19 protein-coding genes and 1 pseudogene are annotated in these 17,759 nt (G+C 64.3%); 3 read left to right on the top strand and 17 right to left on the bottom strand.

The window, feature by feature from the left end; translation table 11 throughout:
* Positions 1-32 precede the first annotated feature (32 nt).
* Positions 33-1,868 carry a glutamine--fructose-6-phosphate transaminase (isomerizing) gene (gene glmS, locus CHX26_RS07610; RefSeq protein ID WP_104941851.1) on the bottom strand — a complete coding sequence of 612 codons (1,836 nt, stop codon included), beginning with the start codon at positions 1,866-1,868 and terminating at the stop codon, positions 33-35.
* Positions 1,869-2,065: 197 nt separating this feature from the next.
* Between glmS and CHX26_RS07605 the strand changes: the two genes are divergently transcribed.
* Positions 2,066-3,595 (top strand): CpaF family protein, encoded by a 1,530-nt coding sequence (locus CHX26_RS07605; protein WP_104941850.1) that lies wholly within the window; start codon positions 2,066-2,068, stop codon positions 3,593-3,595.
* Positions 3,596-3,793: 198 nt separating this feature from the next.
* On the opposite strand, the gene CHX26_RS07600 is transcribed toward CHX26_RS07605, so the two are convergent.
* Positions 3,794-4,036 carry a hypothetical protein gene (locus CHX26_RS07600; RefSeq protein ID WP_104941849.1) on the bottom strand — a complete coding sequence of 81 codons (243 nt, stop codon included), beginning with the start codon at positions 4,034-4,036 and terminating at the stop codon, positions 3,794-3,796.
* A 66-nt stretch (positions 4,037-4,102) separates the two neighbouring features.
* On the opposite strand from CHX26_RS07600, the gene CHX26_RS07595 reads away from it, so the two are divergent.
* Positions 4,103-5,041 carry a DMT family transporter gene (locus CHX26_RS07595; protein WP_104941848.1) on the top strand — a complete coding sequence of 313 codons (939 nt, stop codon included), beginning with the start codon at positions 4,103-4,105 and terminating at the stop codon, positions 5,039-5,041.
* A gap of 53 nt (positions 5,042-5,094) precedes the next feature.
* Positions 5,095-5,226: an Entericidin EcnA/B family protein gene (locus tag CHX26_RS07590; RefSeq protein ID WP_104941847.1), complete on the top strand. Its 132-nt coding sequence runs from the start codon at positions 5,095-5,097 to the stop codon at positions 5,224-5,226.
* Here CHX26_RS07590 and CHX26_RS07585 read toward each other — a convergent pair.
* The 15 genes and pseudogenes from CHX26_RS07585 to CHX26_RS15630 form a co-directional block, all read right to left on the bottom strand.
* A complete protein-coding gene (locus tag CHX26_RS07585) occupies positions 5,223-5,822 on the bottom strand; it encodes a DUF938 domain-containing protein (RefSeq protein WP_104941846.1) in 600 nt (199 codons plus the stop codon). The genes CHX26_RS07590 and CHX26_RS07585 overlap by 4 nt on opposite strands.
* Positions 5,819-7,384 (bottom strand): long-chain-fatty-acid--CoA ligase, encoded by a 1,566-nt coding sequence (locus tag CHX26_RS07580; protein ID WP_104941845.1) that lies wholly within the window; start codon positions 7,382-7,384, stop codon positions 5,819-5,821. The genes CHX26_RS07585 and CHX26_RS07580 overlap by 4 nt, the downstream gene beginning before the upstream one ends.
* A gap of 72 nt (positions 7,385-7,456) precedes the next feature.
* Complete coding sequence (locus tag CHX26_RS07575) at positions 7,457-7,906, bottom strand: ABA4-like family protein (protein WP_104941844.1); 450 nt, start codon at positions 7,904-7,906, stop codon at positions 7,457-7,459.
* On the bottom strand, positions 7,906-8,628 hold the full coding sequence (locus tag CHX26_RS07570; protein ID WP_104941843.1) for an NAD(P)H-binding protein: 723 nt from the start codon (positions 8,626-8,628) through the stop codon (positions 7,906-7,908). Before CHX26_RS07570 ends, CHX26_RS07575 begins: the two co-directional genes overlap by 1 nt.
* On the bottom strand, positions 8,621-9,784 hold the full coding sequence (locus CHX26_RS07565; RefSeq protein ID WP_104941842.1) for a deoxyguanosinetriphosphate triphosphohydrolase: 1,164 nt from the start codon (positions 9,782-9,784) through the stop codon (positions 8,621-8,623). The genes CHX26_RS07570 and CHX26_RS07565 overlap by 8 nt, the downstream gene beginning before the upstream one ends.
* A gap of 298 nt (positions 9,785-10,082) precedes the next feature.
* On the bottom strand, positions 10,083-10,787 hold the full coding sequence (locus CHX26_RS07560; protein ID WP_104941841.1) for an aspartate/glutamate racemase family protein: 705 nt from the start codon (positions 10,785-10,787) through the stop codon (positions 10,083-10,085).
* Positions 10,788-10,880: 93 nt separating this feature from the next.
* Positions 10,881-11,528: an alpha/beta fold hydrolase gene (locus CHX26_RS07555; protein WP_335682322.1), complete on the bottom strand. Its 648-nt coding sequence runs from the start codon at positions 11,526-11,528 to the stop codon at positions 10,881-10,883.
* A gap of 43 nt (positions 11,529-11,571) precedes the next feature.
* Positions 11,572-11,676, bottom strand: a pseudogene (locus CHX26_RS16200) (alpha/beta fold hydrolase); the annotation flags it as partial.
* Positions 11,677-12,039: 363 nt separating this feature from the next.
* Positions 12,040-12,915: a hypothetical protein gene (locus CHX26_RS07550; protein ID WP_233997326.1), complete on the bottom strand. Its 876-nt coding sequence runs from the start codon at positions 12,913-12,915 to the stop codon at positions 12,040-12,042.
* A complete protein-coding gene (locus tag CHX26_RS07545; protein WP_104941840.1) occupies positions 12,912-14,123 on the bottom strand; it encodes a parallel beta-helix domain-containing protein in 1,212 nt (403 codons plus the stop codon). The genes CHX26_RS07550 and CHX26_RS07545 overlap by 4 nt, the downstream gene beginning before the upstream one ends.
* Positions 14,124-14,299: 176 nt before the next feature.
* The gene (locus CHX26_RS07540; RefSeq protein WP_104941839.1) at positions 14,300-14,641 is read right to left on the bottom strand and encodes a hypothetical protein; all 342 of its coding nucleotides are present in this window, start codon (positions 14,639-14,641) and stop codon (positions 14,300-14,302) included.
* A gap of 65 nt (positions 14,642-14,706) precedes the next feature.
* Positions 14,707-16,167 (bottom strand): NAD(P)(+) transhydrogenase (Re/Si-specific) subunit beta, encoded by a 1,461-nt coding sequence (locus tag CHX26_RS07535; RefSeq protein WP_104941838.1) that lies wholly within the window; start codon positions 16,165-16,167, stop codon positions 14,707-14,709.
* Between the two features lie 3 nt (positions 16,168-16,170).
* Positions 16,171-16,452, bottom strand: coding sequence for an NAD(P) transhydrogenase subunit alpha (locus tag CHX26_RS07530; protein WP_068862622.1), 282 nt, complete (start codon positions 16,450-16,452; stop codon positions 16,171-16,173).
* A 3-nt stretch (positions 16,453-16,455) separates the two neighbouring features.
* On the bottom strand, positions 16,456-17,580 hold the full coding sequence (locus tag CHX26_RS07525) for an NAD(P) transhydrogenase subunit alpha (RefSeq protein ID WP_104941837.1): 1,125 nt from the start codon (positions 17,578-17,580) through the stop codon (positions 16,456-16,458).
* Between the two features lie 12 nt (positions 17,581-17,592).
* Positions 17,593-17,715 (bottom strand): aa3-type cytochrome c oxidase subunit IV, encoded by a 123-nt coding sequence (locus CHX26_RS15630; protein ID WP_146107680.1) that lies wholly within the window; start codon positions 17,713-17,715, stop codon positions 17,593-17,595.
* Positions 17,716-17,759 lie beyond the last annotated feature (44 nt).

Raw genomic sequence — 17,759 nt, 5'->3', positions numbered from 1 at the left:
AATGGTTAAGACAGGCCGAAGGAAATGGCTCGTCATTCCACCGTGACGGATTTCGCGAGGTTGCGCGGTTGATCGACGTCGGTGCCTTTCACCACCGCCACATGATAGGCCAGCAATTGCACCGGAACGGCATAGACCAGCGGCGCGATCAGCGGGTGGACAACAGGCATCTCGATTGTGGCGATGCAACCCTCGCCCGCAGCGGTAATCCCTTCGGCATCCGAAATCAGCACCACCTGTCCGCCGCGCGCGCGCACTTCCTCCATGTTGGAGACGGTCTTCTCGAACAGTGGGCCTGACGGTGCAATCACGACCACTGGCACCGCCTCGTCGATCAGGGCGATCGGCCCATGCTTCATCTCGCCGGCGGCATAACCCTCGGCATGAATATAGCTGATTTCCTTGAGTTTGAGTGCCCCTTCCAGCGCCAGCGGATAATCCTGTCCCCGCCCGAGATAGAGCACATCGCGCGCTGGCGCGATAAGATGGGCCATCGCGGCGATCTCGTCATCATAGGCAAGCGCAGCGTTGAGAGCCGCCGGGGCTTCGAGCAGATGACGCACGATCTCGGCCTCCTGGTCGCGGGTAAGACGCCCCTTCTTCACCGCCATGTGCGCGGCAAGCGCGGCCAGAACGGCAAGCTGGCAAGTAAAGGCCTTGGTCGAAGCGACGCCGATTTCCGGCCCGGCATGGGTCGGCAGCAGCAGATCGGCTTCACGTGCCATTGTGCTGGTCGGCACATTGACCACGACGCCGATCGTCTGCCCGTTGGCCTTGCAATGCCTGAGCGCCGCCAGCGTGTCAGCGGTCTCGCCGCTCTGGGAGATGAACAGTGCAAGTCCGCCCTCTTCCAGCACCGGATTGCGGTAACGGAACTCGCTTGCGACATCGATGTCCACCGGTACGCGGGCGAATTGTTCGAACCAGTATTTCGCCACCATCCCCGCATAAAAGCTGGTGCCGCAGGCGACGATGGTGAGGCGCCGTACCTGCGAAAGATCGAAATCGATCTGCGGCAAGGCCACGGAATTGTCCGAGCGGCGCAGGTAGGAGGCGAGCGTCTGCGCCACCACCGTGGGCTGCTCGTAGATCTCCTTCTGCATGAAGTGGCGATAATTGCCCTTCTCCACCGCTGCCGCCGAAGCACCCGAAGCGCGGATTTCACGGGTTACCGCTTGGCCGTCAGCATCGAAAATCTGCGCCGAATCCCGCCGCAGCACCACCCAGTCACCCTCTTCGAGGTAGGTGATACGCTGGGTCAGCGGGGCCAGAGCCAATGCGTCAGAGCCAAGATACATCTCGGCTTCCTCGCCGTCGGGACCGTAACCCAGCACCAGCGGCGATCCCAGACGCGCACCAATCAGCATGTCGGGATACTGGCGGAACGCAATCGCGAGGGCAAAGGCACCGCGCAGACGCGGCAATACGCTGCGCACGGCTTCAACCGGGTCGGCGCCGGTCTCGACCTCGGCGGAAATCAGGTGCGCCACCACCTCACTGTCGGTTTCGCTCTCGAACACCCGGCCCTTTCGCGCGAGTTCAGCGCGCAGCTCCTTGAAATTCTCGATAATGCCATTGTGGACAATCGCGACTTCCCCGGTCGCATGAGGGTGGGCGTTGGCCGCTGTCGGTGCGCCATGGGTCGCCCAGCGCGTATGTGCGATGCCGACATCGCCCGGCGCAGGATCGCCAGCCAGCACCGTGACAAGATGAGCCAGTCGGCCTTCAGCCCGGCGCCGTACCAGCGCGCCATCATGCAAGGTGCAGATCCCGGCGCTGTCGTAGCCGCGATACTCCATGCGCCGCAGACCATCCACCAACCGCTCGGCAACGCTGGCCGCGCCTACGATCCCGATTATTCCGCACATGGTCTGGCTCTTTCCTTGCTGGCGTTCCTGTTCCTCTAACCGACCGCAACTTAACGGCAAGCCTAACGCGCAGCCTGCCGCCTGGGAGTTTAGGAAAAAAACAACCTTTCCTGCCTATTCACCATTTTTCGAGACGCACCTTTCGCTTCCTTGGGGTGAGGTGCGCTGATGATTTTCAGGAGGCTCGGGGGCCTAGAATGAGCGCATTCGGAAAAAAGGGCAATGCTGGCGGGATGAAGCCGGGCGCACGGCCCGCCTTCGGCGTCGCACGGCCGATGAAGGGTGCGGGTGCAGCCCCGCGCGGTGGCGAACAGTTCCCACCGATCCCCGGTGAAGCCCCAGCGCCGCGCCCCGCACCCGCTCCGGCACCCTCAGCCAGCCGTCCGGCCACCACCTCCGAGGCGATCGACCGGCTCAACGAACGCATGGCGGCGGTCAACGAGGCCAATTCCGAAGTCGGCGGCTTTGAAGCCAGCGTCCACAAGATCAAGGAGCAGGTGCTCCCGCGGCTGCTGGAACGCGTCGATCCCGAAGCGGCAGCAACGCTATCCAAGGAGGAGCTCTCCGAGGAATTCCGCCCGATCATCATGGAAGTGCTGGCCGAGCTCAAGGTCACGCTCAACCGGCGCGAGCAATTCGCGCTGGAAAAGGTGCTGATCGACGAACTGCTCGGTTTCGGTCCGCTCGAAGAGCTGCTGAACGATCCGGACGTGTCCGATATCATGGTCAACGGCCCGGACCAGACCTACATCGAAAAGAAGGGCAAGCTGCAACTCGCCCCGATCCGTTTCCGCGATGAACAGCACCTGTTCCAGATCGCGCAGCGCATCGTCAACCAGGTCGGCCGCCGCGTCGACCAGACCACGCCGCTGGCCGACGCCCGTCTGAAAGACGGCTCGCGTGTGAACGTGATCGTCCCGCCGCTCTCGCTTCGCGGCACCGCAATCTCGATTCGTAAGTTTTCCGAAAAGCCGATCACGCTCGACATGCTGCGCGACTTCGGCTCGATGTCGGACAAGATGTGTACTGCGCTGAAAATTGCGGGCGCGTGCCGGATGAACATCGTCATCTCGGGCGGTACGGGTTCGGGTAAGACGACCATGCTCAACGCCCTGTCGAAGATGATCGATCCGGGCGAGCGCGTGCTGACCATCGAAGACGCGGCGGAACTCCGCCTGCAGCAGCCGCACTGGCTGCCGCTCGAAACCCGTCCGCCGAACCTCGAAGGCCAAGGCGCGATCACCATCGGCGACCTTGTGAAGAACGCCCTGCGTATGCGTCCTGACCGCATCATCCTCGGGGAAATTCGCGGCGCGGAGTGTTTCGATCTGCTCGCGGCGATGAACACCGGTCACGATGGTTCGATGTGTACGCTCCACGCCAACAGCCCGCGCGAATGCCTTGGCCGTATGGAAAACATGATCCTGATGGGCGACATCAAGATCCCCAAGGAAGCCATCAGCCGCCAGATCGCCGAATCGGTCGACCTGATCGTGCAGGTGAAGCGTCTGCGCGACGGTTCGCGCCGCACCACCAACATCACCGAGGTGATCGGGATGGAAGGCGACGTGATCGTGACGCAGGAATTGTTCAAGTTCGAATATCTCGACGAGAGCGAGGACGGAAAGATCCTCGGCGAATTCCGTTCGTCGGGCCTGCGCCCCTACACGCTGGAAAAGGCGCGCCAGTTCGGGTTTGACCAGGCTTATCTTGAGGCCTGCCTGTAAGGCAGGCGGTTCGGCCTAATCGGCCGGCGCGCGGTCGCGCTTGCGAACCCTTCGGGTTCGAGACGACACACGCATTGGACAGATATTCGCCGGAGAAACGGCCAGCATCGCTGGCCGCAAGGCCGACTGGCCGCCCGCAGCGATGTGGCCGGCAGGCCGCGTGAGCGAGGATACCGCACGCCGGAGGGCGTGCGAATATCAAAGACCCCCGAGAACCGCAGGCAGGCTCATCGCCAGACACCCCCCGCCGAGCAGCGCAGCGAGCATGAACAGACCCATCCACGGCACCCAGCCGACCTGCTCCAGCCGGTCAATGTCGCGCGCCCTCGACCTTCGCCGCTCCATTATCGCAGCAATCGCGGCAAAGGCCCATAACAGGCCGCCCAGCAGCGCCAGTTGCGCCGCATCGCTCATCAGTTCGAATTGCGCGATCATGTCCATAGAGCCGCCCATGTAAGGGCGCAGGGCGCTTGCGCAATCCCTGCCGCTCGGCCAAGCCGCAAGCCGATGGATGGCTCGATCGCCCGCCCCCGCCCCTTGCTCGCGCTGCTCGTGCGGCTGCTCGCCGCTTTTGCGCTGGCGACAATGGGCATGCTGGTGAAGCTCGCCGGAGAGCGGGGCGCGCATCTCATTGAACTGATCTTCTGGCGGCAGTTGCTCACCATGGTTCTGCTGGGTGCGGGACTGGCGCTGACCGGCAGATTGGCGATGCTCAGGACGCAGCGCCTGCCCGCCCATGCGCGACGGGCCGCCAGCGGCCTGCTCGGCATGATCTTCACCTATGGCGCGGTGCTGCTCCTGCCACTGGCCGAAGCAACGACGCTGGGCTTTACCGCACCGATCTTTGCCGTTGTGATCGCCATCGTTCTGTTCCGAGAGAAGATCGGCCCTTATCGCTGGGCCGCTGTGGCGATGGGATTTGCCGGCGTCATCGTGGTCATGCAGCCCTTTGGCGGGCTCGAGCAGGGCGTGACGGTGGCAGGCATCGCCGTGGGACTCGTCGCGCCATTCATGGTGGCGCTGATCAGCTTCCAGATCCAGGACCTCAACACCACCGAGACCCCGTGGAGCATCGTCTTCTGGTTCGCCGCGCTGACAGCGCCTGCAGCGGCGCTTGCCCTGCCTTTCGTGACCACCGCGCATGATCCGCTGACTTGGGTGCTGATCCTCGGCATGGGATTGGTGGGCGCTGCGGCACAGGTGTTGCTGACCACTTCACTGAGGTTCGGATCGGCGGCAGTGATCCTGCTGATGGACTATACCGCGCTGCTGTGGGCGAGCTTCTACGGCTATGCCATTTTCGATCGCGCCGCGCCTGCCAGTCTGTGGTTTGGCGCGCCGTTGATCATCGCCGCCGGTCTGCTGATTGCCTGGCGCGAACGGCAGTTGGCCAAAGCGCGCATTGCGACGGCAAAGCGCATAGCTTCAGCGGCTAGTCAGGAATAGTTTTCCAGTTTCGTGCGTTGCTATACCGGAACACTGAAAGGACGCCCCTGCCCATGATTCGCAAGACCATTTTCATCGCCGCCGTCGCCGCGCTCTCGTTCGGCACCACCGCCTGCAACACGGTTCAGGGCCTTGGCGACGATATCAAGTCGGTTGGCCGCGCCGGTGAACGCGCGATCGATTAAGCGCTGCGGTAAAACAGAATGATATTGTTGGCCGGCATGGCGTGGCGCGCCGTGCGGACCATTCCGTGCTGGGCAGCGAGCGCATCGACTGCTTCGGCTTGGCGCAATCCCCAGTGCGGATTGCGAGCCTTCAGGCTGGCATCGAATTCAAGGTTCGACGGCGCTGTTTGAAGGCCTTGCTCAAGATAGGGGCCATAAAGGATCAGCGGCCCGCCGCTCCTGCCCAAAATTCGGGCAGCACCCCGGAAAAGCCCTTGGGTCGCCTCCCACGGACTGATGTGAACCATGTTGATGCACAAGATTGCAGCAGCTTCGTCGATCGGCCAACTACCGGGTGCTGAAGCATCGAGCAGCAGCGGGGCGGCGAGATTGGTACCGGGATAGTCAGCCCTATAGGCCGCAATCGAGGCCAGCGCCTCGGGCGAAGGGTCGGTCGGCTGCCAGTGCAGCGCAGGGAAGCGTTCGGCAAAGAACACCGCGTGTTCCCCCGTCCCTGCCGCAATTTCGAGCAAGGTGCCTTGTGCGGGGAGTTCCTGCGCCAGCACCGCCGCAATCGGCTCGCGGTTTCGCAGAGTAGCGGGGGCGTGCTGCTTCACGAGACCTGCCGCTCCTGCCCTTCCCAATAGGGTGCGCGCAATTCGCGGCGCAGGATCTTGCCGCTGGCATTGCGCGGCATCAGCGGGATGACATCGACGCTCTTGGGCGCCTTGAAGGCCGCGATGCGCTCGCGCGCCCAGGCGATCACATCGGCCTCGTCGATCTCCATGCCCGGCTTGGCGACGACGCAGGCCTTGACCTCCTCGCCCCACTTGGCGCTCGGCACGCCGATCACGGCGACCTCGGCGATGGCGGGGTGGCCGTAAATCGCGCTTTCCACTTCCGCCGGGTAGACGTTCTCGCCGCCGGAGATGATCATGTCCTTGATCCGGTCCTGGATGTAGACATAGCCGTCGGCGTCCATCACGCCTGCATCGCCGGTGTGGAGCCAGCCGTCGGGGTCGATGGTCTTGGCGGTCGCCTCGGGCAGTTTCCAGTAGCCCTGCGTGTTCGAGGGCGAGCGGATGCACACCTCCCCGATATCCCCGCGCGGCACCTCGACATTGTCGGGCCCGCGCACTTCGATCTCGACCCCCGGCAGCGCCTTGCCCGCCGAGCGCATCCGCTGGTTGCCTTCAAGCGAGTGATCCTCGGGCGGCAGGATCGAGACCGTGCCGGTCGTCTCGGTCATGCCATAGGCTTGCAGGAACTGGGTGGTGGGCATGGTGCTGACCGCCTGCTTGAGCAGTTCGAGCGGCATCGGCGCGGCGCCGTAAATGAGGTAGCGCAGGTTCGAAAAATCGGTGCTTGCCGCCTGCGGGTGCTGGATCACCATCTGCAAGGCCGCCGGCACCATGAACATGTGCGTGGCCCCCGCCTCGATCGCCGCAAGCACCCCGGCTGGGGTGAATTCGGCTTCAAAGCGGCAGCGGATCCCGGCGATGATGGCGAGATTGAAAGTGCCCGTGCCGCCGATATGGGCAATTGGCATGGCGACCATCATGCAATCGCCGGATCGGTAATCGGTGTAATAGGTCAGCCCCGCAGCAATCCCCTCATTGCGCAGCCGGGTGAGGTTGGCGTTGGACAGCAGCACGCCCTTGGGGTGGCCAGTGGTACCTGAGGTGTAGAGCTGGAGGATCGGATCATCCACGCCGCAGGGGGTGAAGTCCGCCGGATCGCAGACGCGCGCGCCTTCCAGCATTGCGGCATCGCCGATGAGTTCGGGCGGGGTGGCCAGTTCGGCCATGGCCATGCTCGCAAGCTCCATGAAGTCGTGCGTGGCCACCAGCAGCTTGGCCTCGGTATCGGCAAGGATATAGGCGATTTCGCGCGCCGCCAGCCGCCAGCCGACCGGCGCAATCACGATCCCGGCGCGCGCGCAGGCGCAATAAAGCACCCCGTAACTCGCGGCATTCTTGCCCAGAAAGGCGACCCGGTCGCCCGCCCCGATGCCGCGGGCGGCGAGCCAGCCGATCAGCTGGCGCGAAAGCTGGTCAAGCTCGCCGTAACTGACCGCAAGCTGCGCGTCCTCGATCGCGGGGGCATCGGGTTGAAGCGCTGCCCAATGGGTCAGAATATCGTCAAGTGTCAGGAACTGATGCTGCGCGATTTCGGCCATGTTGACGTCTCTCCCCGGTGGCTTTTTGCCGCCGACGATAGCCTGCCCACAAGCGCCGTCCAGCCCCGATTTCTAACGAAACCGACCCTGCCTGCGCGCGGCAGGCTCACGCAGCAGCAACCAGATGCCGAGGCCAAGCGGCCCGGCCATCAGCGTCGCGAGCAGCACGGGCGCCTGAACGAAACGGGAAATGCCCTTTGCATCGCCATCGCGCGCGATCCACAGGCCCACGAACAGATCGAAGGCGAGATAATGCGTCCAGCCGATCGTCACCCCGGCATCACTGGCAAACACCGCGCGCACGCCTTCGATGGAGGTGAAATCGGCGCCGCCACCCTGCGGATTGGGGATCGCACCGCTCAACAGGCCGATCAGCGACACACCATATATCAGGCAAAGCAGACCGACGCCCAGATAAAGCACCGCCGCCAGCAGAGCAGGCCAGCGCGGCAGGGCAATCAGCACCGCCCACGCGACCAGCGCCATCAGGTTGACCGCGGAGAACACGAAAGCCCAGTCCATTACGCTACCTCTCCTGTCTCGCCGAGGCGACGCCATTCGCGCGCGGCACGACGCATCGCCTCGTTATCGTGCGTAAAGCGTCCGCCTGCGCGGCGCAGCGCAAGGCCGAGCGCGGCCTCGGCCACAAGACCGGCGTCAATCGATCGATACCGCTCCCACGATCCCGATAGCAGCGGATCGACCAGCGGGGCGGCGATCAACGCAGCACGCTCGGCAAAGCGCAGGTCGTCCACCCGCTCACCGCGCAGCAAGCCGGGATGGAGAATGTCGAGCCGCTTGAAGCCCACCTTGGACAGCGCCTCCTCGGTCTCGCCCTTGACCCGCATGTAAAGGCTTTTGGAACGGGCATTGGCCCCCGCCGCGCTGACCACGACCATGTTCGGCACGCCTGCGGCCCGCGCCACCTTGGCGGTGGCAAGCACCAGATCGTGATCGACCGCGCGGAAGGCAGCCTCGTCGCGCCCGGCCTTTTTCCATGTGGTGCCAAGCGCACAGATCAAGGCGCGCGGGCGCACGGCCTCAAGCACTTCGCCCCATTTGTCGGCTTGCGCCACGAACATTTCCATGCGCGCGCCCGGCGGCAATGGCGCCTCGCGCCGGGCGATACCGAGGATGCGCACCTCATCGCTGGCGCTGGCAATTTCGATCACACGCCGGCCGACCAGCCCGGTCGCCCCGACCAGCGCCACGCGAACGGGGCCGACCGGGCGCGGATCAGACATTGATGAGCCCGGCAGGTGCGGTGCCGTAGATTTCGCGGACCGCCTGCATGGCGAAACGATCGCTCATCCCGGCAATGAAATCGGCGATCACACGGCCGCGCTGCGGATCGCTGTCTGGCAGTCGCGCCTGCCAGTCATCCGGCATCAGCGTCTGATCCTGCGCATAGGCGGCATAGAGCCGCGCCACCACATCACGCGCACGTTCGGCTGCGGCGATCTGTTCGGGGTGGTAATAGAGCCTTTCGTACATGAAGGTCTTCAGCCGCCGCTCCTGCGCTGCCATTGCAGGTGAGAAGCCTGCCAACTGCCGCCCAGCCTCACGCACTTCGGCGACTGATCGCAGCCCCTTCACAGTCTCGCGCGTGTGTTCGATCACATCATTCACCATCAGCCCGATCTGGTCGCGGATCATCTCGCGCAACAAACGCTCGCGCGGGGCGTGGGGATAGCGCTTTTCGACCATCCGCCACTGATCTGCGAGGAAATCGAGGCTCAGCAGATCGTCGAGCTGCAGGAACCCCGCGCGCAGGCCATCGTCGATGTCGTGATTGTCGTAGGCAATATCGTCCGCCACCGCCGCCACCTGCGCCTCCAGCGAGGGCCAGGTGCCGAGCTGCAGCGGGAAGGCATCGTCGAGTTCAGCGAGCGCCCAGCCCGGCGCGTTTACAGGGCCATTATGCTTGGCAAGGCCTTCAAGTAGATCCCAGGTGAGGTTCAGCCCATCATGGGCAGGATAAGGGCATTCGATCCGCATCACCGTGCGCAGCGCCTGCGCGTTGTGGCAAAAGCCTCCGTGCCGCTCCATCGCATCGGACAGCGCCGCCTCGCCAGCATGGCCAAAAGGCGGATGGCCAAGATCATGCGCAAGGCACAGCGCCTCGGTCAGATCTTCGTCCAGCCCGAGCGCGCGGGCAATCACGCGGCCGATCTGCGCGACTTCCAGGCTGTGGGTCAGGCGGGTGCGGTAATGATCGCCTTCGGGCGCGATGAAGACCTGCGTCTTCGACTTCAGCCGCCGGAAACTCATCGAATGAATGATGCGATCACGGTCGCGCTGGAAGGCGGTGCGCGGCCCGCGGCGTTCGCCGCCTGCAGGTCCGCCGAATTCACGCAGGGGCGCTGCCTCGGGGTTGGCGGCGTAAGGAGCACGGTTCATCACGCAGCAGCGATTAGGGGAGCGCGCGCCGCACCTCAACCCAAACATGGACCACAGGCGGCAGATATGGTCAGGAACAAGGAGGGCAAATCGTCAGGATTATGGGGCCACTTTCCGGTGATTGGGGGGGAAGGAAAGCAGCCCCAAGGGCCTGTCGGTGCGACCCGAAGACCCGGATCATGCCGTGTACGTTTCCGTGACAAAATCCGTGGCCGCCACTGGCGCAAAAGTTAACGGGTTGCACCCCTTGCAACCCGCCAAATCGACCAAGCGCCTGTCCTGCCCGACGAGCAGAGCATTATCCCGTCATTTCCTGTTCGAGAATCCAGTCGGCGGCGGCCTCGCAATGGATTTGGGTGCTGTCGAAGATGGGGAGGACGTTCGCATCAATATCGACCACCAGATCAAGCTCGGTGCAGGCGAGCACGATCGCTGCGGCGCCTTCCTGCGCCTTGTTGGTGATGATGGTCTTCATGGTCCGCTCGGCCTCGCGCGTGACCTTGCCGACCATCAGTTCATCATAGATGATCCGGTCGAGCATCTCGACGTAATCGAGGTTGGGCGGCAAGAGGTCGATCCCGTGGGCGACCAGCCGTTTCCTGTAGAAGCTTTCGGTCATCACGTTGCGCGTACCCAGCAAGGCCGCGCTGGCAACCCCCGCACGCTTCATCGCAAGGCCGACATATTCGGCAATGTGCAGGATCGGGATGTTCACCGAAGCTGCAACATCATCATACAGGCGATGCATCGAATTGGCGCCGATGATCAGCGCGCCGGCCCCTGCCCCTTCCAGCCGGCGCGCACTGTCGATCAGCACGCTTGCCGCGCGCTGCCAGTCGCGCTCTTCACGCAGGGCGTAAAGCTGGCAGAAATCGAGGCTCTCGATCAGCAGCGGAGCGCTCGCCATCGGGGCGGCACGACGTTGGACGATGCGGTTGATGCGATCATAATAGGTGGCGGTCGACACCCAGCTCATGCCGCCGATGATCCAGAGTTTGCGCAAGAGCCCAAGTCCTTGTGATTGCGAGTGGAGGTGCTCACATGCTTAAAACGCAAGGCTTGCCTGCGTCCAGTGGACACATGCCGGAGCTTACGACTATTCAGCCACAGCCGTGACATCGCGCTCGGCAAGCCAGCGTTCCAGATCGGTCAGCGTGGCGGTAACGGCTTCCTCATGCGGGAGATGGCCGATCCCGGGATAGACCACCAGCCGCGCGGCGGGGATCGTCTTTGCCAGCCACTCGCCGGCCTCGACCGGGATCAGGCGGTCTTCCTCGCCCCACAGGATCAGCGTCGGCATGGCGAGCGCGGCAATCTCGGCTTCGGTCAGCGGCTCATAGGCATAGCCGAACCGCTTGAGCGTCGCGCGGCGGTTGCCGGGATAGCGCAGCAGTTCCCAATAGCGGTCAACTGCCGCCTCGCTCGCCACCGACTTGACTGAGACCGACTGTTCAAGGCTCTGCTTGATGAGGCTGCGCGGGGTGATCTGTTCTACAAGCAAATTGACCCCCGGCGTCTGGGCGATCTTGAAACCAATATTGCCGCCGCCGGTATCCTTGCGCGCTTTTCCTCCCTTGATCGGCAACATCGGCCCGCCGCTGCCGTCGACCAGCACCAGACCCGCGACCCGCTCGGGATAGGCTACGGCAAAGGCCAGCGCGTGCTTGCCGCCCATCGAATTGCCGCCAAGGATGAACTGCTTGAGCCCCAGCGCATCGGCAAACTTCGCGGATGTCCTCGGCATAATTCTTGCGGCTGTAATCATGGGCCGGGTCCGGGCCGGTAAGACCGTGGCCGACCTGATCGAAGCGGATCACGCGGTAACGGTCCTTCAGCGCCTGCGCCCACGGCTCCCACGTGTGCAGATCGGCATTGGAGCCGTGCAGCAGCATGATGACAGGCGCATCCTTCGGCCCCTCGTCGCGCAGGTGGACGGTCACACCGTCCCCGATTTCCACGAATTGCGAGGGCGGCCCGCCATACTTGGCGCGCATGTCAGCCGGATCGGTATCGGGGGTGCGGAACGCCAGAAAGGCGACAACCAGTACCGCCAGCAGCGCGAGCACACCGCGCACAAGCCACTTGATCATTTCATCTCCGCAATCCAGCGCCGCACCACCGCGACGCCATCCTTGTCGATTGTCGCCTTGCCGAGTTCGGGCATGGTGATGCCGGGCTCGGCGCTGTCCATCCGGTAGAGCAGGATCGAGGCATCGGGCGCGCCGGGCAGGATCGAGAAATCATGCCCCCCCGCTTCATGAGCGGCGGTGGGGGGGCCCCCCCGCCCCGCGTCCGGCAGCGACCGGGCGCTTCATGATGCCGATGGCGTGGGCGTCGGACTGCTCCCAGCGCAGATCGAGGCCGCTGTTGGACGCGCCCCCGCCCGGTTGGTGGCAATGGGCGCAGTTGACGTCGAGATAAGCGCGGGCGAGCGGCGTGGCAGGGCCGGTCGCGTGTGTGCGCCAGTCTGGCAAGCTGTCCGCGCCTTCGGGTACCCGGTCAAGCACGCCGGTCTCCGCCATCAGCCCCAGCCACTCAGCCGAAAGATTGCGCGCCTTGGGGCCGATCGGGATTACCTCGCCGTCCTTGGAATGGCAGGTCTTGCACTGGTTCTTGTTCGGAATGGCATAGGACATCGCCTCCCCCGCCGGGGTGACGAGATCGATACGTCCACCCGCCAGCGCCAGCGTCGCCTCGGTCTGTTCAGCGTTCCAGCGATAGGGCAGCGCCACCCAGCCATCCGTGCGGTGGAGCAGCACGCGAGTTTCGATCAACCGGCGAGCCTCGCCCTCGCCGAAGGCAAAGGTCTTGATGATCGCCGCGCCGACCGGGAATTGCAGCAGCCCGTCGCCATCGGCAGCCAGCTGCGTGCCTTCGGGCAAATAGATAAAGCGCAGCTTCTCCGCCCCGTCCGACCATAGCGGGGTCTTGAGCGCATAGGGATAGACACCCGCGCTCGGGTGTTGATCCCGGACATCCTGAAAGAACGCAAACTCGCTCAACGCCTTGGGGAAAGCCGCACCGGTGATTGCCGCGTCGTTGACCGGCTCAGGCTCGATCACCGTCGCATGGCCGAGCGCCGCGCCGAATGTGGCGCAGGCAAGCGTAAGCAGGCCCGCACCCCACCTCACTTCAGCCGCGCCTCCAGCGCTGCCGGCGCGCCCACTTCGGGAAAGTTCCAGCTTGTCGTCGCGGACAGCATCAGCGGCCCTGGCTGCGCCTCGGCAAGGCTCTGCCCGACCTTGGACAGATTGAGCGTCCATCCGGTCACGCCGGGCGCAATCCTGAGCGCGCTTTGCGGGCTTTCGGCCAGCCCGTCCCACATCACCGGCGGAAGCGCCCCGCCGAAGGCCGCGAGCAATTGCTCCTTGCCATCGAGCTGCGGATCGTCCCCGCCGCGCTCGAAGGCGTTGGGGCCGACCACCACGTTGCGGGCATGGGGATTGTAGCGCGCGTCCTCGAACGGCTGGGTGTAGGCGATCACCATGATGTGCGCAGTGGCGTTGCCTTCAAGGGCGTTATCCTCGATCAGCACGCCATCATTGGCCATCACCAGCACGCCCGTGCCGCGCCGCACGCTCGCGACGATGTTGCCCGGCGGGGCGAAGTTGGGGGTGTCGTTGTCCTTCACCACATTGTTTCGCAGGATCACGTTGCCGCCGTTCATCACCGGCAGGCCCGGCAGATCGAATACCAAGAGGCCGCCGGTGTTGTGCGTGGCGATATTGCCCGTCACCAGCGCGTTGCGGCTGTTCTCGATCTCGATCCCGGCGACGTTGTATTCAACAAGATTGCCACGCACCGTGATGTCGCGGCTCTGCCCGACATAGATCCCGGCATCCGACGCACCCGAGACCTTCGACCGCACCACCAGCACGCCGGTGCTTTCGACCGGATAGATGCCATAGGCGCCGTTGCTTTCCTTGGGCCCGCCGGTCCATTCGACCCGGATGCTGTCATAGGTGATCATGTCCGCGCCCTTGGACTTGATCCCGTCACCCTTGGTGTTCTCGACCGCGAAGCCGCGCAGGGTGACATTGTCCGAGGTGACGAGCAGCCCCTCGCCCGCGCCCTGCTGCCCGGTGAAGTCGAGGATCGTCTTGTCCATCCCCTGGCCCAGCACCGTCACCCCGTCGACATCGAGGCTGAGGCCGTCGGTCAGGACAAAGCGCCCCGCGCCCAGTTCGATGGTATCCCCCGGCGCGGCGAGGATCAGCGCCTCCTGCAAGCGGATCGCCGCGCCCTCGCCCGCATCGACGCGGTGCGTTTCAGCAGCGAGCGGCGCGCCAAAAACTTGGGCGGGTGCCAGCAGCACGGCGGCAAAGGCCATTCGGTTCATAATTGTCTCCCTCTCCGCAGCGCACTCTGGCGCATTGGGGGGAGGGAATGCAAGCGCCTCAAGCAGCAACGCGGAAGGCGGACGAGAAGCGCCTCAAGCAGCAACGCGGTAGGCGGACGAGAAACGCCTCAAGCAGCAACGCGGTAGGCGGACAGAAAACCTCAGACGATCACGCGCTAGCCAATTCCGAGCGCACACAATCCGGCAGAGGTGGTGAGCACCGCCACCGCCTCGCCGTCGTTCACCCGGTCGAGGCGCTTGATCAGCTCGCCGAGACCGAAGCCTTCCTCCGGCTCACCGGCCTGCGCGGCCATGCCTTGCCGCAGCTTCCACAGCTGCCCGAGGCTGAGGCGCTTCACCATCCGCTCGGCCATGCATTCGGCGCGCTTTTCACCGATGCCGGACTCGACCAACGCGGATTTGACCTTCCACTCGACCACGGGGTTGGCGAGGCCGGAGAACAACGCCCCGGCCGCCAATCCGACAATCAGCAAAAGGCCAATCAGCAGCTTCTTCATCGCGGCCTTCTTGTTGGCGCATCGCCGATGAGCCGAAAACCGGTTCCCACTTTTCGGCGCGATGCTTAATCCAGCGACTTGACGATTTCCTCGACCATCTTCTTGGCATCCGCGAGCAGCATGACGGTCTGGTTCATGTAGAACACGTCGTTGTCCACCCCTGCATAGCCGACGCCGCCCATCGACCGCTTGATGAAGAACACCTGCTTGGCCTTGTCGACATCGAACACCGGCATCCCGTAGATGGGGCTCGACTTGTCGGTCTTGGCCGCCGGGTTCACCACGTCGTTGGCGCCGATGATGAAGGCGACGTCGCACTGGGCGAATTCGGAGTTGATGTCCTCCAGCTCGAACACTTCATCATAAGGCACCGAGGCTTCTGCCAGCAGCACGTTCATGTGCCCCGGCATACGGCCCGCGACGGGGTGGATGGCATACTTCACCTCCACGCCCTTTTCCTTGAGCTTGTCGCCCATTTCGCGCAGCGCGTGCTGGGCCTGGGCCACCGCCATCCCGTAGCCGGGGATGATGATGACCTTCTCGGCCTGTTCGAGCATATAGGCGGCGTCTTCGGCGCTGCCCTGCTTGTAGGGCCGCTGTTCGCGCGCCCCGCCGCCACCGCCCGCGCCTGCATCGGCGCCAAAGCCGCCCGCGATCACAGAAATGAAGCTGCGGTTCATCGCCCGGCACATGATGTAGCTGAGGATCGCGCCCGACGAACCCACCAGCGCCCCGGTGATGATCATCGCCGAATTGCCCAGCGTAAAGCCCATCGCCGCTGCCGCCCAGCCCGAGTACGAGTTGAGCATCGAAACCACCACCGGCATGTCCGCGCCGCCGATCGGGATGATCAGCAGGAAGCCGATGATGAAGGCCAGCACCGCGATGGCGTAGATCATCCAGCCTTCAGCCGCGCCGCCCTGCGGCGAGACGGTGTAGGCGCCAATCAGCCCGAGGATCGCGGCCAGCGTGCCGAGATTGATGATGTGCCGTGCGGGCAGCAGGATCGGCGAACCGCTCATCCGGCCCGACAGCTTGAGGAACGCAATCACCGAACCCGAGAAGGTGATCGCCCCGATGGCAATGCCCAGGCCCAGTTCGATCCGGCTGACGGCGAAAATCTGCTTCGTCGCCTCGTCTGCAATGCCGAAAGACTGCGGGTCAAGCCATGCACCGAAGCCGACCACCACGGCCGCCAAGCCGACGAGGCTGTGGAAGCCCGCGACCAGTTCCGGCATCGCGGTCATGGCGATGCGGCGGGCAATGGTGACCCCAATGATACCGCCGAGGAAGATCGCGACCCCGATTTCGGCGATGTTCGCGATATCATGGGTAACGAGCGTCGTGATGACCGCAATCGCCATGCCGATCATGCCGTTGCGATTGCCCGCGCGCGACGTCGCCGGGCTGGAAAGCCCGCGCAGCGCGAGGATGAAAAACACCCCCGCAGCGAGGTAGGCGAGCATCGCCCAGGCCGGCGTCGCGCCTTCGCCGGACACCCCGGCGGCAAGAAGCGAGAAGTCCATCACTTACTTCTCCTTCTTCTTGTACATCGCGAGCATGCGCTCGGTCACGGCAAAGCCGCCGAAGATGTTGATGCTGGCGAGCACCACGCCGAACAGGCCGAGATACTTGGCCGCCGGGCTACCGGCTTCCGCCGAAGCGATCAGCGCGCCGACGATGATCACCGAGGAGATCGCATTGGTCACCGCCATCAGCGGGGTGTGCAGCGCCGGGGTCACCGACCAGACAACGTAATAGCCCACGAAGCAGGCCAGCACGAAGATGCTGAGAATTGAAATGAAGTCCATGGATCAGGCCCCCTGAAGGCGTTCGTTGACGACCTTGCCCCCTTGGGTCAGGCGGATCGCATTGCCGATTTCCTCGTCAAGCACGGGCTTGCCCTGCTCCTTGTCCCAGAACGCGCTAAGGAAGTTGTAGTGATTGCGCGCGAACAACGCCGAAGCATCGGCGGGGAGCGCGGCGGGGGTGTTGGCGTAGCCGATGATCTTGACGCCGTGCTTGACCACGACCTCGTCGGCGACCGAACCTTCCACGTTCCCGCCCTGCGCCACCGCGAGGTCGAAGATCACGCTGCCGGGCTTCATCGTCGCGATCTGCGCGTCGGTGATGAGGCGCGGCGCGGCGCGGCCCGGGATCAATGCGGTGGTGATGACGATGTCCTGCTTGGCGATGTGGCCGCTCACCAGTTCGGCCTGCGCCTTCTGGTATTCCTCGCTCATTTCGGTGGCATAGCCGCCCGAGCCTTCGCCTTCGATGCCTGCGACATTCTCGACGAAGATCGGCTTGGCGCCCAGCGACTGGATCTGCTCCTTGGTCGCCGAACGCACGTCGGTGGCCGAGACCTGCGCGCCCAGGCGGCGTGCGGTCGCGATCGCCTGAAGGCCCGCCACGCCCACGCCCATGATGAAGACGCGCGCGGCCTGCACGGTGCCGGCCGCCGTCATCATCATCGGGAAGGCGCGGCCATAGGCGTCCGCTGCCGCCAGCACCGCCTTGTACCCGGCAAGGTTCGATTGCGAGGACAGCACGTCCATTGACTGCGCGCGGGTGATACGCGGCATGAACTCCATCGAGAGTGCCTCGAAGCCGGCTGCGGCATAGGCGTCGACCACATCCCGCTTGGTGAAGGGATCGAACAGCGCCGCCACCATCGCGCCGGGCTTTGCTCCCTTCAGCAGCTTCACCTCCGGCGCCTGAATGCCAAGGACGATATCGGCATCCTTGACCGTCGCAGCGGCGGTGCCGATGCTGGCTCCGGCCTCTGCGTAGGCTTCGTCGGTGATCGAAGAGACCACCCCCGCGCCCGCCTCGACCGCAAGGGTGCAGCCAAGCGCAGCAAATTTCTTCACCGTTTCCGGCGTGGCGGCGACGCGCGTCTCGCCCGAGGCGCGCTCTTTCAGGATGGCGATCTTCACTGGGACGGCGGCTTAGCTGGCGATCGCAGCGACAACGGCGAACACGATCACCGCGATCACCGGAATGGCCCATTTCAGCGTGGCCATGAAACCCGAATAGGTGGCCTGCGCCTTTTCCATGTCGTGAACACTCATGCTGTATCTTCCCCTTGGGCTTCCGAACGCACGTGCGTGCATTT

The sequence above is a fragment of the Porphyrobacter sp. HT-58-2 genome, assembly GCF_002952215.1.
Lineage (GTDB): Bacteria > Pseudomonadota > Alphaproteobacteria > Sphingomonadales > Sphingomonadaceae > Erythrobacter.
Note: the sequence above shows the minus strand (reverse complement) of the source record. Positions and strands in the feature narration are given on the sequence as shown.